The sequence below is a fragment of the Paenibacillus vandeheii genome (assembly GCF_030433635.1).
In the GTDB taxonomy this organism is placed as follows: domain Bacteria; phylum Bacillota; class Bacilli; order Paenibacillales; family Paenibacillaceae; genus Paenibacillus; species Paenibacillus vandeheii.
The window spans coordinates 112,241-125,762 of the sequence record NZ_JAROCD010000016.1; the positions used below are offsets into that span (position 1 = coordinate 112,241).

Consider the following 13,522-nt stretch of genomic DNA (forward strand, 5'->3'; position numbering starts at 1 on the left):
TTAGTTTTTTGAATTCAGAGGAGGAAGAAGCACTGTTTTTTTCTTCGCCCGTATCGTTTAGTCATCGGACCTCCAAAGAAATACTGGCATACGCTGTTGGGGCTGCTTTGTACATGCCAGCCACCCGTCCGCATATTGCAGACGATATTATGAACGGTAAACATGAAGGACTCACAACCATCATTATTGATCTGGAAGATGCTGTAGGAGATGAGCAAGTCGAATTTGCGGAACAATGTCTGGTCCAGCAACTTACACTTGTAGCAGAGTACATGGAGACGGGAATGTTGTCTTCGAACAGATTGCCCTTGCTTTTTGTCCGGGTGAGATCCCCGAAGCAGTTGGAACATCTTTTTGAAATATTAGGTGAACGAATGTCCTTGTTGACAGGTGTTGCGTTGCCAAAGTTCGACTGTGAAAATGGACGTGCTTATTTGCAGCTTGTTCACGATTATAATCAACAGAAAGATAGCGCACATCCGATCCTATACGCCATGCCAATTTTGGAGACGGCGGAAGTGATTTACCGAGAGACACGCTGGGATACACTGCTCTTGTTGAAACAGATTGTGGATGAGTATGCACATTATGTGTTGAACATTCGGATCGGAGCGACGGATTTCTCAAGCCTCTTTGGACTGAGGAGAAGTCCGGAACTTACCATTTATGATATTGCAACCATACGTGACTGCATATCCGACATCATCAATTTGTATGGACGCGTAGACAATGGATATGTGATATCCGGTCCGGTCTGGGAATATTTTAGCCAACGTGAACGAGTATTCAAGCCACAATTAAGACAAACGCCATTCGAGGAATCACTGGGTAAGACGGGTCGGAATCTCAGAATGAAATATATTACGAACTCCATGGATGGACTAATGCGTGAAGTCATGATGGACAAGGAGAACGGCATTGTGGGAAAAACAATCATTCATCCGACACATATCAAGCCCGTTCAGGCGATGTATGTCGTCACTCATGAAGAATTCATGGATGCACAGGGTATTGTAGCCCGTAACGACGGGAGTCTAGGCGTTTTCAAGAGCACGTATACCAACAAAATGAACGAGATCAAGCCGCACTTGAGTTGGGCTAAACGAATTTTAATCCGATCACAAATATATGGGGTGTTACATGAACAGCAGCATTTTGTCGGGCTCCTGCCCAAACACGAACAAACTTACGTTTCCTATTCTTGATCAGTTCAATGTCACTATTGAGGCCACGCACAATCCTCTGGAGATCCCATTGGAGAATCTGTTCTCCATGGCGGCCCGTTTGAATAAAAAAAGATCATTTCTCTTTGTTAGTAAGTTGCTTGGCAAGCATATAGCCGTCAATCCATATACCTCGCTATTAAGCGGGGCTGCCCTAGCAGTTCTTCTGTTTGAAGATCTAAGTCACGGAGAAGACAAGCGTATTTCGGTATGGAAACAACGAATGGTTAGCGGATTGATAGATCCGGATCAAGCCCGTGAGGCTTATGAGTATTTAATGAATGTTGAGATGCCTTTGCCTGAAGAGGTGAAATTCGTTGGTTTCGCCGAGACAGCTACCGCTCTGGGACACAGCATGTACGAATTGTTCGCTGAGCATGCAACGTATATTCATTCCACAAGAGAGTACTTGCTTGACATTGAGCCTGATATTCAATTCGAGGAAGAGCATTCTCATGCCATGTCTCATCGTTGCTACGCATTGGACTCCAGATCACTCGCAGAAGGTGGACCTCTTGTCCTTGTTGATGATGAGATCACAACGGGCAATACAACATTGAACATTATTCGTGATATCCAGCGCACTTATCCACGTAAACAATACTATATAGCTTCTTTGTTAGATTGGCGCACAGATGCAGATGAGCAGAGATTCTCTGCACTGGAAAATGAACTTGGAATAACAATCACTCCATTAAGTTTGTTAAAAGGTAAAATTAAGGTAATGGGTGAACCATCCATCAATGCTTCTACAGAGAAACTAGTAAATGAACCCACATCGTTGATAAGTGTTATGTCAGTAGCAGGTGAACTGGAGCCATGGGCCGCTGTATCTGCGGATTCGGAGGGGAATCGTTGGTCGACTCCTTATCTTCGGTATACAGGACGATTCGGAATTCATTCAGGTCATAATTCTGTTCTGGGTACCGGTATTTCTAGGATCGCAGCCATTTTGCGGGGGGAAAGGAAAGGCCAGCGAACCCTTGTCATGGGTACAGGGGAATTTATGCATATTCCAATGCGAATTGCAGCTGAGATGGGCGACGGGGTCATGTACCAGTCCACAACTAGAAGTCCAATCCATACGGCGAATCGTCCGGGATATGCGGTTACTGCAGGTGAAGGATACGCTTCTCCAGAAGATCCGACTGTCCGGAATTATATCTACAATGTAACACCAGGGCAATATGATGAGATTTTTGTACTGATGGAACGACTTATGTCTGAAGAACGCATGCAGCCCATGCTGGATGTATTGTCACAACTCGGATGCAAGCAAATTTACGTGGTGTACTGCGGTGCTCCACAGGAGGACTGAGAAGACAAGCTATGAATCTATCTACAATTAAAAGCATGATCAAGGGCAAGATTAAACCACCTGAGCCACTGGGCAGTTATGACCCATCCGATGTTGTTTTCTTGCTAAAGGATTTAAGTAACATTCATTTGGAAAAAGAGACCGGGGAGCGTGAACACGCCATTCAGTCGGGTGTGCATTACTCGGAAATGCTACCCGTTGAGTATCACCCTACGGATGAATATATTGAGTTATTTCACGACACTTTAGCCCAGTCGGCGGAGAAGGTAGCTATAGCTGCCGCCACGGTAGCAGAGATGATCGTGCGCAAGAGGGGCTTGGATACCGTTCTGGTCTCACTCGCTCGAGCCGGAACGCCAATTGGCATTCTGGTCAAACGTTACATTTCCATGAAATATAACGTGGATATGCCTCATTACAGTATTTCCATTATCCGAGGAAAAGGAATTGATGAGAACGCCATTCTATATATTTGGCAACAGCATGGAGTGGGTGCACCGATTCAATTTATCGATGGTTGGACGGGTAAGGGAGCTATTAGGAAAGTGCTTGTGGAAGCTTGTGAAAGCCTGAATGAACGTTATGGTGTCCAATTGGATGATGATCTTGCGGTGTTGGCTGATCCGGGGCAATGCTCGGCAACCTATGGCACCCGAGAAGATTATTTGATCCCAAGCGCATGTCTGAACTCGACAGTGTCGGGTCTGATGAGCCGGACCGTACTACGGGATGACCTCATTGGGCCAGATGACTTCCATGGGGCCAAGTGGTATAAGGAGTGGGCTTCTTCCGATCTATCGACTGTTTTTGTGGACAAGGTGGCAAGTTACTTCTCCAAGGTGGAACAAGAGGCATCACACCAAGCAGATGAAGCGCTATCTCATACCCTAGAAGTGACTTGGCAGGGAATGGAGGATATCAAATCCATCCAACATGCATTCGATATCCAAGACGTAAATCTGATCAAGCCGGGGATTGGAGAGACTACACGCGTACTATTGCGTCGTGTACCTTGGAAAATCCTAATAGATCGCCCGAACAACCCCAATTTGAAACATATTATGCTGCTCGCGGAAGACCGGGGAGTCCCCGTTGAAGTGTTTCCCGGATTGAGCTATTCATGCTGCGGCATAATTCAATCTGTACGGGAGGGCAGCGAATGATCTATGCAAGTGACCTGGATCAGACACTGATCTATTCCCGCCGTTCAATGGGGGTTTCCGATGATGCCTCAGGAATAGTTCCAGCCGAATGGATTCGCGGAGAATTATCAGCCTTTATGTCAGACGAAGCATTAAATCGGCTCAAAGCCCTTCCCGAGGATATCATTTTTATGCCTGTAACTACACGAACAGTAGAGCAGTACCGGCGCATTCAGATTTTTCAGCAGGACGTAATTCCCGCGTATGCGGTAACCAGCAATGGGGGAAATGTTCTCATTGAGGGGGAAGTGGACCAATCCTGGAATGATTATGTCCGTTCTCAACTTCAACAGCATTCGGCTGAAGCAGTTGAGGTGAGACAGATGTTTAGCGATGTGCTAAATAGCGACTGGGTCGCGGGGGAGCGACTCTGTGATGAGTTGTTTTTTGCCTTTGTGATCCACCGTGATCGTATGCCAATAGAGCAAGTCACAGAGAAGATTCAGGCTTTGGAGTCGCTAGGATGGGAGGCTTCCATTCAAGGGCGCAAGCTCTACCTTGTTCCTTCTGGAGTGAACAAAAGGGCTGCGGTTGAATATGTTCGACATCAGATCGGAAATGTGCCTGTTATTGCTTCAGGGGATTCTCTATTGGACCGTTCTCTACTCGACTTTGCAGATTATGCTATTGCTCCACGTCATGGTGAGCTTTACCGGGAGAAACAGCGAAATCCAAAGTTGGTCCCTTACCGATTTACCGAAAAATCCGGTATATTTGCCGCCGACGAGATATTGGAATATGTCCGTTCTACACATCAAGTTGCGATAGGAGATGCTGTCTCATGAAAAAGACCCGTATTTATTTTAATCGTTGGTTTTCGGTGGCGTTTCATTATATGAATCTGATACGAAACAACGAAGATGGTTTAGAATTCGAAATCTACGGCACGCATTCGGATCCGAACAACATGGCGCTTCAGGGTTGTGACCATGCTGAAGTGGAGCCGAAGGTTAAGGGAAGAGAGTATGTTGATTTCTGTCTAGATTTTTGCCGTAGACATCAGATCGATGTATTTATTCCGCGTCTCCACATGCTGGACATCAGCAAGCATGTTGATCTCTTTGAAGAGATCGGAACCAAAGTCTTGGTTTGCACGGATACGGAATTACTGGAACAATTGATGGAGAAGGATCGTTTCTATGAATCCGTGCGTGAGTTGGGAATTCTGAGCATCCCGGATTATTTCACCGTTAGCAACGCATCACAGTTCAAACAGGCCTATGACGTACTCTCCGACTCTGGGCACGAGGTGTGTTTCAAACCATGTAACGGTGAAGGTGGGATGGGATTTAGGGTGATCGATAACAGTCGCAATCCGCTAGAGGAGTTGTTCGGGCATACCCAGAACCGTATCTCTTTTGAGGATGCATTCCGTGCATTTTCTTCCGTGGAATCCTTTCCAAATATTATGGTCATGGAACGCCTTGAAGGTTATGAATACAGTATTGATTGTCTAGCCGACAGCGAAGGGAAACTACTGGCGGCTGTCCCTCGCTGCAAAGCAGGTGGGCGTTTAAGAAGGCTTGAAGAGCATACTGAACTATTGAAAGTTGCTAGTGATGTCGCTGCTGCTTATCGTATTCCATATAACTTTAACATCCAGATGAAGTATCGCAAGGAGACCCCGAAACTTCTGGAGATCAATCCACGAATGTCCGGAGGACTACATGTATCCTGTCTATCGGGAATCAATTTCCCTTATCTGGCTGTGAAGCTGGCTCTGGGACATGAGGTGGGGCCTCTCTATCCTCAATACGGTATATTGGCAAGTCATGTAGAACAGCCACTCATTATGGATGCACAGAAGGTTATGAACCATTAAACATTAGTTTCCAAACATTGACACCTTCTGACTGGTTTTTTACAATACGATTTAGATGATCTTGTAAGTTACACAGCAACGAAGTGATCAAGTGTAGTCTTCATTTGTTCATTGTATACAAATGTGTTGTTACAGGCAGGAGGATGAAGATGTTACGCAAAACAAAAATTGGATTGGGAGCGCTGATTGGTTATGGTCTAGCAGCTGCAAGCAGTCCCTTTGTTCCAGAAGCTGTCTCATGGGCGATTCCTGCTCTCGCTACAATGGTGGGCGCATTGATTCCATCACAGCAACGACAACAACAAATTGAAACATCAAGTGCTGCCCAACGGTCTGTTAAAGGTCAAGGTCATGGTGGAGAATTGGAGAGAACCACTCATGAGCAGTCTATCGTTCCACGCACGGATGAGAAATCCGATAAGAGAGTACAGTCAATGGTACCGGGACATCAGCAGGATCAGCTTGAGCAGGACCCCGTTTTTGGACCTGTCATTGAATATCTCGAAGTGTTGGAAGATATGGTGATCTCTGAGGGGCAAAAAAATGAACTGGACAATGAAATTGTCGAAAAATCGTTAGCTCTATTTGCCAGATTACAGCGAGTCATTCCGGCACTAAAGGAGCTAAACAATGGTGATATTAACCATACGTTGCGCAGATTGGTTTTGAAGGATCTAAATGGTTTCATCAATCCATTCCTCCGTCTGAGTGGAGAAGCCAAGCGTACAAACCGACGGATGTTATTAAACGGATTGAAAGATGTGGATTCAAAAATTTCCGAGATTGTATCTACAATAGAACATAAAGATTTATTGGAGCTTCAGAACAAAGCAGAGCTTATTCATCAAAGATATAATAGCTCCGAATTATAGGAGGCATGGTTGAGTATGGCAACGGAATATGTTCAATTAAAACAGGATGACCAGCAGCGGATTAACCAGGAGGCAACTCAATTGATTCAGAAGGTATCGCAGAGTGATGTGGTTCATCTGGATACTCTAATGGATGATATAGGAAAGCTGGGTGTAAGAACTCAGGAAAAGGCCGGTCAAACGCTAAAAATGCTGGATCGTCCTGTAAATGATCTAATGTCTGGCAACCGGGCTGAAGTGTCGAGCATGATATTGAAATTGCGTGATGAGTGTGAAAGTCTGCAACAAAGTAAAAATGTTAGCTTTGTGGGGCGGTTACTCCGCAAAAGTCCATTGAAGAACTATGTTTATCGTTACCAATCTGTTCGAACCAACATTGATAATATTATCAACGGTTTACGCGATGGGAAGGACAATTTGGAAGAGAGTATCGTTAACATGCGTCAGCTGAAACGGTCTTCTATCCAGGAGATTTACAATCTACAGACGAAGATTTCTTTCGGTAATCAGCTTAAAGGGTTGTTTGAGGCAGAGATTGCCAAGCCAGAAAATGAGAACCGTAAAGCACATCTGGAGCGAGGATTGCGCAAAGTGGTTACACGTACACAATCTATGACCGAAATGATCATGTTGTATAATCAGGCGATTGCGGCGACAGATATTATTAATGACAACAATGACAAACTAATTGATTCCGTTAATAACGCCATAGACAAGACCGCTAATCTGATTACGGTATCCGCGATGATTGCTATGGCTTTGAATGATCAGGAGAAGGTTATTTCGGCTGTGGAAGCCACGAACAAAACAATAGAAGATCAATTTAAGGAAAATGCGAGATTGCTGCGTACCACAACGGAGAAGACCAATGACCTATTATCCAAACCATCTATGTCTATTGAATCCGTCAATCAGGCAATCGGAGACTTGATGTCCGCCCTTGATCTGTCTGAGCAGTCCAATCGCCGCATTATCGAGAGTTGCAATGACTATACAACCAAGATGACTGCACTAAATGCAGGCATGAGTGAGAGATTGGGACTGGAGGCTCCGAAGGCTGCAGCCATTCAAGGTAAAGGTCAACCTGATGCCAATTCATTGAGCTCTTATTTGGATTAATCTTTTTTTGTGAAGCAGAGACGCCGCGGCGTCTCTTTTTGCATTTATAGAATAGATATTTAGAAAGCCTCACGTTAGTATAAAATTTGGTTTATAAGGATACTCACCCGGGAATAATAAGCATACATTGAACTCTCCTGCATACAATCTGGTAAGTACAGAATGGTGCATTTTTCATAGGAAAGGGGTAGATTTATGCTTACCTTCGTTATTATCGGTATTGTCTGTGTATTAATCATTGTCGCCAGTAGCGAGAAAGCTGAGTCAATTGCGGAGCTGAATGACTGTTAATTTTCTGTATTTTTTCAAGAGCGTTTGATAGAATAAAGGTAAACTTTGGAAGTGTGTGAAGGAGCTTACTCAACATGCTGGAATTTTCATTCGAGATTATTGATGAGACTAAGATTAACATTCAGTACAAATACGGCAGTCAGTTTTTTAATTTTAATTTGTTTTGGTCCAATGGGAATTGGACATTGCATCCTTTTGACGGCATTCTTATCGAAAATCGGGAGATGTGCAGCCTAATTGTAGCGGAATTGCTGAAGAATAAGGATTTTCATGTCATGCTTGCAAAAGAAAAGATTATGCTTTCCCATTTACGAACTACCGTAAATCTTCAACCGGACGACGAACCGGAAGAGTTCGAATTAAACCGTCGAATTGCCGATCGGCCATATCAGGATGATGATGGTCTGATGAATTACATAGAAAATCATAGTTTTGAAGAGATTCTTCAGCTGGAGCAGCAGCAGATCCATGCAAGAGTGGAATTTTTCCAGCAAATTATTCAGAGAATGTTTATGGAAGGTATTGGACCAGAAGATGCTGATTTTGGTAAGGTTCAATCGATTATTCGGATCTACAAGAATACGTTTGATAAGTTGGGGGATATCAACGATAATCATATGGGAGATTTCAATAGCAAAAGATGGTAGAGTTGTGAATCCGATATATTAGCAAGCAAATCAGAAGAATAAATAAGTGAGTAAACCAAGTCCAGGCTTGCCCGGGCTTTTTGGTGTATATTTTTTCTTGTGAAATTTCAAACTTTGAAGATCATTAACGTGTTGATAGGATAGGGACTGGGATTTAGGCATCGTTGTGGATAGCTGTGCGCCGAAGCCTAAATTCTCATATATTTTCGTAGGGAGGGAATGAAAAATGACGACAAGCACAGTGGCTGAGCAGGAAGAGGCCCGTTTGTATGACGAGTTGCGATGTGCACTGGAAGAAGTGGAGGAGGGAAAGCAGCGGTATAAAATATTGAAGCAAATGATCAGGCAAATTAAGTTTGCTCGATGGCGGAAAGAACGATTCCGCAGGTTTGATCGGTACGTTCAGGATGTAAAGCCAGCAACACTTTGGATCATGTTAGCCACTGGGGCGCTTATGCCAGTTGTGTTGTTCAGTATATTTATATGGGTCTCCTTGTGGGTGGAATGAACCAAGATGAGTGTTTGGAATACAGTTTACCGGATTAGTATAAGATGCACTTATATCTTTCTTCTCAGTAAGAAATAAATCCATTTATTTAAGAGGCTTGATATTATCAGGCACTGAGCCTGTTCTGATTTCATAGGTATCATAATCAACCATAGCGAATACTTCTTGATCTTTGTTGCCTTTCACATGTCCTGTTAATGATACCGTATGAGATAAGTCAGCCGGAATGAATTTGTGATTTGTGAATTCTACATCAATCCCATAGTTTTCTTTAAAATAAGTGAGACTGACTTTTTCGGCTTTTTGAAGGATGTCTTTCTGTTCACTTGACATACATCCGCTTAGTACGATGAAAGTAAGACTGAACCATACAAATAAGAATGCTAATGTAAGATGTTTTTTATTGAAGTTATTCACTCCATTACTCCTTAATTTTTCTTTTTATTAAGTAACTCTTTGGGAACAATGGCATTCTGGACTTTGAAAGTATCATAATTGATAAGAATTGTGATTTCAGTATCTTTATTTGCTTTGACATGTCCGCTTAACTTATATTGTGGCTAAGGTCTTTTGGCATGAACTTATGGTCAGTAAACTGCACTTCTGTACTGTATTGATCTATAAAATAATTTTGCCCAACTTGAGTTGCTTCTTCAATAATCTCGCCTTGATTTGTTATGGTATTGCATCCTCCCAACAAAACAGATATGAGTAAAAGTATGATTGATATGCATTTTTTTAGAATATTCTTTCTACCTCCTATGTATTTGAATCTAACACTATATAATATACTTTAACTTTTGGATTTGGAAAATAATCAGTTTCAGCAAGCTGAGGAATAACATGTCCATACCTGTTCACAAGAAAAAAGTTAGATAGGAATTAGCCTTCCGATCTAACTTTTGTTTGTTTTTGAATTTGTATAAATGGACATCATTCAAGTCATCATTATAGTTTAATGTGTTTGAACATCCTTCTTTAAAGTCTGAATCTTCTCTTGCACGTACTGGTGGTAATCGTGAAAACTGCTGATGTGATGCAAAGAATCGGAGTTTTCAGACTGAATTTTGATTTTGCCGTCCTGTGGTAATTGTTTCATCTCAGCAACCACGGTTTTGGAGCTTTCGATATCTCCAGACATCTCCTGGATTCGCTGTAATAAGGTTGGGTGGCCTTCGTGCTGGAGCATTTCAGCGAGGGGTCTCATTTCCTCCAGCTTCTGGCTAGAACGTTCAAGCGTTGTCATCACTTTGTCGCCATCAGTACTTGCACTAAGCGAAACCATCCGGTGGATATGATCTTTTTCCATCCGCTCAAGAGCCTCCAGATGCGATGCTTCCAGTCGTTTGGGATCCCTCCAACTCTCCGATTGGACCGTGTTATTCTGCTGCGGGGACGCATTATTCGTAGTGCCATTACTACAGCCCCACAACAGAGTTGAGCAAGCTAACACGGCTCCAACGGCGAAGATACTTTTTAATCTCATGTTGTCACTCCTTCAATATTTTCCTGAAGGTAGTATGAGCTATAATATCCATAATCATGCTTAATTTCTTCATTTCTTTCCCAGAAATAAGCATATCTCTGATGAGACTGGTAAGAACGTCCTATAAGCAATCCATATATCTGGCTCATTGAGCTTAAAAGTACAGACTTTCTGCTTATTTTTGTAAGCATATGTTTTCGGGTATGTAGATATTGATTTATAATGAATAGATATAAACAAAGATGATTTTTGCAATTCAACTTCATCTAACAACTAAAAAAAGACCGGGATGTTCTCTCCCAGTCCTAATCTAACGAAGTGTAAAATACATCGGTGTACCTCTTTGCAGATTTTTCTCAGAAAGAAGGTGCTTCCTTTTTCGGATTTCGGCTATCGATAAACCAGCCTGGTCCTTCTACACTGAGAACCTCCTGTGTATCATAATTATAGGAAACAGTAATACGTTCATCCTCATGTCCTGTTATATGACCGTATAGGTATAGCCGTGAATGGATGGAAGGATCATCAATATCATGACTCGTTACAATAAAGTCCGCATTGTAGTACTGCTTTATGTACTGAACACTTATTGGTGTAGCTGTTTCTACAATATTTTGCTTATCTGAGGTAGACATACTTGAACATCCTCCTAATAAAAAAATAAGTAAGATCAGAGCTACGGGTTTTATTTTCATAGGGCATTAATTCTCCTTTTATGGAAATAAACTCTAAAGACACTTTAATACAAATTATTGTAATAGACAAGGTGGGGGATCATGACATACATAAATGATAAGACCTATTGGACCATTGCGGATGAGGTATACAAACGGGATTTACCATCATCCGGATACAAAAACGAGAATCTTCCAGGTTGGACAATAGTCGAACCCAAGGGGGCAATGCTTCACGATACGAATGGTTCGGGATTTGATGCTTCAGTTTTTTACAATGAAGATCACAATCAAGTAATTATTGGTTATAGGGGAACTGAACCGCCTGATCGTCCCAAATGGAGTGTATTAACCGACTGGGAGACCGATTTAAGTGATGTTGTGGGTAATCGAACCAAAAATTTAGAGGAAACTCACAATTACATGGAGCAGTATAAGGAAGAGATTTCGACGCTACCACTGCAGCAACAAATGCCTTTTATTGAAGCTGAATCCAGGTACCAAAATAATCAGTTTGTTCAGGCAATGAACCTCTATGATAAAGTCAAGGAAGAGTTCCCAGAATCTGATATATCCACGACTGGTCACTCACTAGGAGGAGCTCAGGCAGAATATGTCGCGATTCGTAATGGAATATCTTCAGCAAGTTATAATCCGCCAAGTATTGTACATTTGCTTCCTGATGATTTGCAAGAGAAGGTTCGCAACGGAGATTATCTGAAAACGAATGTGGCCTATGTCCATCCAGGGGATTCTGTAGGTTCTGGTGTGAAAAGCGCGGAGCAGCATGTCGGTGCTACTTATTATATCAATTCGACTTTTGAAGATGCTAATAAATACGAGATGATTCCTATGTTCTTACCGATACCTCGGGAGACGTGGTGGGAACAAAGACTGTTTGGTAACAAGTGGTCGTTTGAATTTGTCCGTGTTCCTTCCATATCGGGAGAGCAGAGTGTGCTATCTAAGTTTTTGGATTCCATGCTAGTTGGTCAGAGAACGCATAGTATGGATCATTTTACTTTCGATGGAAAAGGGAACATAAGTAATACACTGTATACGATGGATGGGCAACGTGTGGAAGGCCAGCCTAGAGTGGAAAACTATGCAGAGATGTTGCAGGCGAGAGAAGTGTTTAAGGAAGTCATGACTACGCTCGTTGAGAAACATGGTTCTGCAATGGGAGGGTTCGGCCAACTCGCGGCGTCAGTACTGGGAATAAGTCCGGTCGATATGAATAGACAAGACCCAGCGTACTATGTTGGCGACCGACATGGTAGCACCATTCAGTTAACACCTGAGGAGCTTGGACAGGCTGCTCGACAGATGCGGGATAGTCTACATGGTTTTGCCAATGATGCGCGTTCCTCAATTCAGATGTTTCAAGCACATATTTCAACTAGTGAGAGCCAATCCTTTACTCCTATAGCCTATGATGCTACGGCAACGTTGGAGCGGATCAATCGGTGGTATCAGGAATCAATTACAGATATCGCAGATTTTATTGAAAGGAAAAGACAGGATTTTATTCTGGCAGATCAATGATAGTTTAGCTTCAATGAACGTACAGGAGGTGTACATATGGGGAGAATATCTGTCTCTCTGTCAGATCTGAGAAGAGCGATCCATCAGTGTGAACAGTTGCAGCAACGCTTGATTCAACAGGAAAAGCAGATGCGAAACATATATGGGAGGCTGCAAGATTGGAAGGGAGAGTCTGCAGTACAGTTGTCTGCAAAAATGTCGACATTTCTTGAAGGGACTACATCCAAATTAGCTGAGTTAGAAGCACATAAAGAGCAATTAGAACGATATATAAGGAAAATGGAAGAGGCAGACCGCGAAGATATACGTAAAGCTCAGTCCCCTTATTAAATGCGTTTACTTGCCGAGCAAGGAGGTATTATGTTTATCTACCACAATCCAATCTGGCGCTGGACCATTAATCTTCTGTATCCTGCCATTATCTTTGTCTTCCAGAGCTGGGGGCCAATATTGGATTCCTGGGCTGTTCCAATTGTATTTTTTGCGTTGTTCTGCTTTCTGTGGAGCGGGGTGAAGGAGTTGTTCATCTCTACCGGACTGACCTGGCTGGTTGCCATTCCGTGCTGGTGGTACTTCATTGAGCTTCCCAAACCATCGTTTGGCGCAGAAAATTTTGCCGCTCATCTAGTGCTGATTGTGCCGCTTTTTATATTTGTGGTGCTGCTGCCACAGACCCTGATTCTGACCACACGCATGCGAATAATGGAGTACTATAGGCAGAATGCTTCGAAATAGGAAAACCCTTCTCACCCCCTAAGCAAAATAATCGCATCATCAACCAAACAATCCCCTTGTCCGTTCAATACGGCAGGGGA

At 42.9% G+C, this 13,522-nt stretch carries 15 protein-coding genes; 12 read left to right on the forward strand and 3 right to left on the reverse strand.

The window, feature by feature from the left end; translation table 11 throughout:
* The first annotated feature begins 8 nt into the window (after nucleotides 1-8).
* The 9 genes from P5G61_RS26935 to P5G61_RS26975 all read left to right on the forward strand — a co-directional run bounded on the left by P5G61_RS26935 (nucleotide 9) and on the right by P5G61_RS26975 (nucleotide 9,002).
* Nucleotides 9-1,205: an HpcH/HpaI aldolase/citrate lyase family protein gene (locus P5G61_RS26935; RefSeq protein WP_094937152.1), complete on the forward strand. Its 1,197-nt coding sequence runs from the start codon at nucleotides 9-11 to the stop codon at nucleotides 1,203-1,205.
* Complete coding sequence (locus tag P5G61_RS26940; protein ID WP_301249305.1) at nucleotides 1,141-2,541, forward strand: phosphoribosyltransferase family protein; 1,401 nt, start codon at nucleotides 1,141-1,143, stop codon at nucleotides 2,539-2,541. Before P5G61_RS26935 ends, P5G61_RS26940 begins: the two co-directional genes overlap by 65 nt.
* Before the next feature lie 11 nt (nucleotides 2,542-2,552).
* Complete coding sequence (locus tag P5G61_RS26945) at nucleotides 2,553-3,704, forward strand: cysteine protease StiP family protein (protein WP_301249306.1); 1,152 nt, start codon at nucleotides 2,553-2,555, stop codon at nucleotides 3,702-3,704.
* Nucleotides 3,701-4,528, forward strand: a complete 828-nt coding sequence (locus tag P5G61_RS26950; RefSeq protein ID WP_301249307.1) for an HAD family hydrolase — start codon at nucleotides 3,701-3,703, stop codon at nucleotides 4,526-4,528. Before P5G61_RS26945 ends, P5G61_RS26950 begins: the two co-directional genes overlap by 4 nt.
* A complete protein-coding gene (locus P5G61_RS26955; RefSeq protein ID WP_301249308.1) occupies nucleotides 4,525-5,565 on the forward strand; it encodes an ATP-grasp domain-containing protein in 1,041 nt (346 codons plus the stop codon). The genes P5G61_RS26950 and P5G61_RS26955 overlap by 4 nt, the downstream gene beginning before the upstream one ends.
* A gap of 149 nt (nucleotides 5,566-5,714) precedes the next feature.
* Nucleotides 5,715-6,437 (forward strand): hypothetical protein, encoded by a 723-nt coding sequence (locus P5G61_RS26960; RefSeq protein WP_301249309.1) that lies wholly within the window; start codon nucleotides 5,715-5,717, stop codon nucleotides 6,435-6,437.
* 15 nt (nucleotides 6,438-6,452) lie between these two features.
* A complete protein-coding gene (locus P5G61_RS26965; RefSeq protein WP_301249310.1) occupies nucleotides 6,453-7,556 on the forward strand; it encodes a toxic anion resistance protein in 1,104 nt (367 codons plus the stop codon).
* Between the two features lie 365 nt (nucleotides 7,557-7,921).
* Nucleotides 7,922-8,494, forward strand: coding sequence for a hypothetical protein (locus P5G61_RS26970; RefSeq protein WP_301249311.1), 573 nt, complete (start codon nucleotides 7,922-7,924; stop codon nucleotides 8,492-8,494).
* Nucleotides 8,495-8,720: 226 nt separating this feature from the next.
* Entirely contained in the window at nucleotides 8,721-9,002 is a 282-nt protein-coding gene (locus P5G61_RS26975) for a hypothetical protein (RefSeq protein ID WP_301249312.1), read from the forward strand.
* Nucleotides 9,003-9,086: 84 nt separating this feature from the next.
* On the opposite strand, the gene P5G61_RS26980 is transcribed toward P5G61_RS26975, so the two are convergent.
* From P5G61_RS26980 to P5G61_RS26990, 3 genes are all read right to left on the reverse strand, one after another.
* Complete coding sequence (locus tag P5G61_RS26980) at nucleotides 9,087-9,419, reverse strand: hypothetical protein (protein WP_301249313.1); 333 nt, start codon at nucleotides 9,417-9,419, stop codon at nucleotides 9,087-9,089.
* Nucleotides 9,420-9,957: 538 nt separating this feature from the next.
* Nucleotides 9,958-10,488: a hypothetical protein gene (locus tag P5G61_RS26985; protein ID WP_024628910.1), complete on the reverse strand. Its 531-nt coding sequence runs from the start codon at nucleotides 10,486-10,488 to the stop codon at nucleotides 9,958-9,960.
* A gap of 356 nt (nucleotides 10,489-10,844) precedes the next feature.
* Entirely contained in the window at nucleotides 10,845-11,123 is a 279-nt protein-coding gene (locus tag P5G61_RS26990) for a hypothetical protein (RefSeq protein ID WP_301249314.1), read from the reverse strand.
* A gap of 141 nt (nucleotides 11,124-11,264) precedes the next feature.
* Here P5G61_RS26990 and P5G61_RS26995 point away from each other — a divergent pair, with 141 nt between their 5' ends.
* From P5G61_RS26995 to P5G61_RS27005, 3 genes are read left to right on the forward strand one after another with little or no spacing between them, the layout of a single operon-like run.
* Nucleotides 11,265-12,707, forward strand: coding sequence for a hypothetical protein (locus P5G61_RS26995; RefSeq protein ID WP_301249315.1), 1,443 nt, complete (start codon nucleotides 11,265-11,267; stop codon nucleotides 12,705-12,707).
* A gap of 36 nt (nucleotides 12,708-12,743) precedes the next feature.
* Complete coding sequence (locus P5G61_RS27000) at nucleotides 12,744-13,037, forward strand: WXG100 family type VII secretion target (RefSeq protein WP_301249316.1); 294 nt, start codon at nucleotides 12,744-12,746, stop codon at nucleotides 13,035-13,037.
* Nucleotides 13,038-13,067: 30 nt separating this feature from the next.
* Nucleotides 13,068-13,442: a hypothetical protein gene (locus P5G61_RS27005; protein WP_301249317.1), complete on the forward strand. Its 375-nt coding sequence runs from the start codon at nucleotides 13,068-13,070 to the stop codon at nucleotides 13,440-13,442.
* Nucleotides 13,443-13,522: the final 80 nt, after the last annotated feature.

Excerpts from the sequence above, each read along its gene's own strand:
- P5G61_RS27005 (WP_301249317.1), top strand. The coding sequence starts at position 13,068 with ATGTTTATCTACCACAATCCAATCTGGCGCTGGACCATTAATCTTCTG.
- P5G61_RS26950 (WP_301249307.1), top strand. The coding sequence starts at position 3,701 with ATGATCTATGCAAGTGACCTGGATCAGACACTGATCTATTCCCGCCGT.
- P5G61_RS26940 (WP_301249305.1), top strand. The coding sequence starts at position 1,141 with ATGAACAGCAGCATTTTGTCGGGCTCCTGCCCAAACACGAACAAACTT.
- P5G61_RS26970 (WP_301249311.1), top strand. The coding sequence starts at position 7,922 with ATGCTGGAATTTTCATTCGAGATTATTGATGAGACTAAGATTAACATT.
- P5G61_RS26955 (WP_301249308.1), top strand. The coding sequence starts at position 4,525 with ATGAAAAAGACCCGTATTTATTTTAATCGTTGGTTTTCGGTGGCGTTT.
- P5G61_RS26990 (WP_301249314.1), bottom strand. The coding sequence starts at position 11,123 with ATGTCTACCTCAGATAAGCAAAATATTGTAGAAACAGCTACACCAATA.
- P5G61_RS26985 (WP_024628910.1), bottom strand. The coding sequence starts at position 10,488 with ATGAGATTAAAAAGTATCTTCGCCGTTGGAGCCGTGTTAGCTTGCTCA.
- P5G61_RS27000 (WP_301249316.1), top strand. The coding sequence starts at position 12,744 with ATGGGGAGAATATCTGTCTCTCTGTCAGATCTGAGAAGAGCGATCCAT.
- P5G61_RS26960 (WP_301249309.1), top strand. The coding sequence starts at position 5,715 with ATGTTACGCAAAACAAAAATTGGATTGGGAGCGCTGATTGGTTATGGT.
- P5G61_RS26975 (WP_301249312.1), top strand. The coding sequence starts at position 8,721 with ATGACGACAAGCACAGTGGCTGAGCAGGAAGAGGCCCGTTTGTATGAC.
- P5G61_RS26965 (WP_301249310.1), top strand. The coding sequence starts at position 6,453 with ATGGCAACGGAATATGTTCAATTAAAACAGGATGACCAGCAGCGGATT.
- P5G61_RS26945 (WP_301249306.1), top strand. The coding sequence starts at position 2,553 with ATGAATCTATCTACAATTAAAAGCATGATCAAGGGCAAGATTAAACCA.
- P5G61_RS26995 (WP_301249315.1), top strand. The coding sequence starts at position 11,265 with ATGACATACATAAATGATAAGACCTATTGGACCATTGCGGATGAGGTA.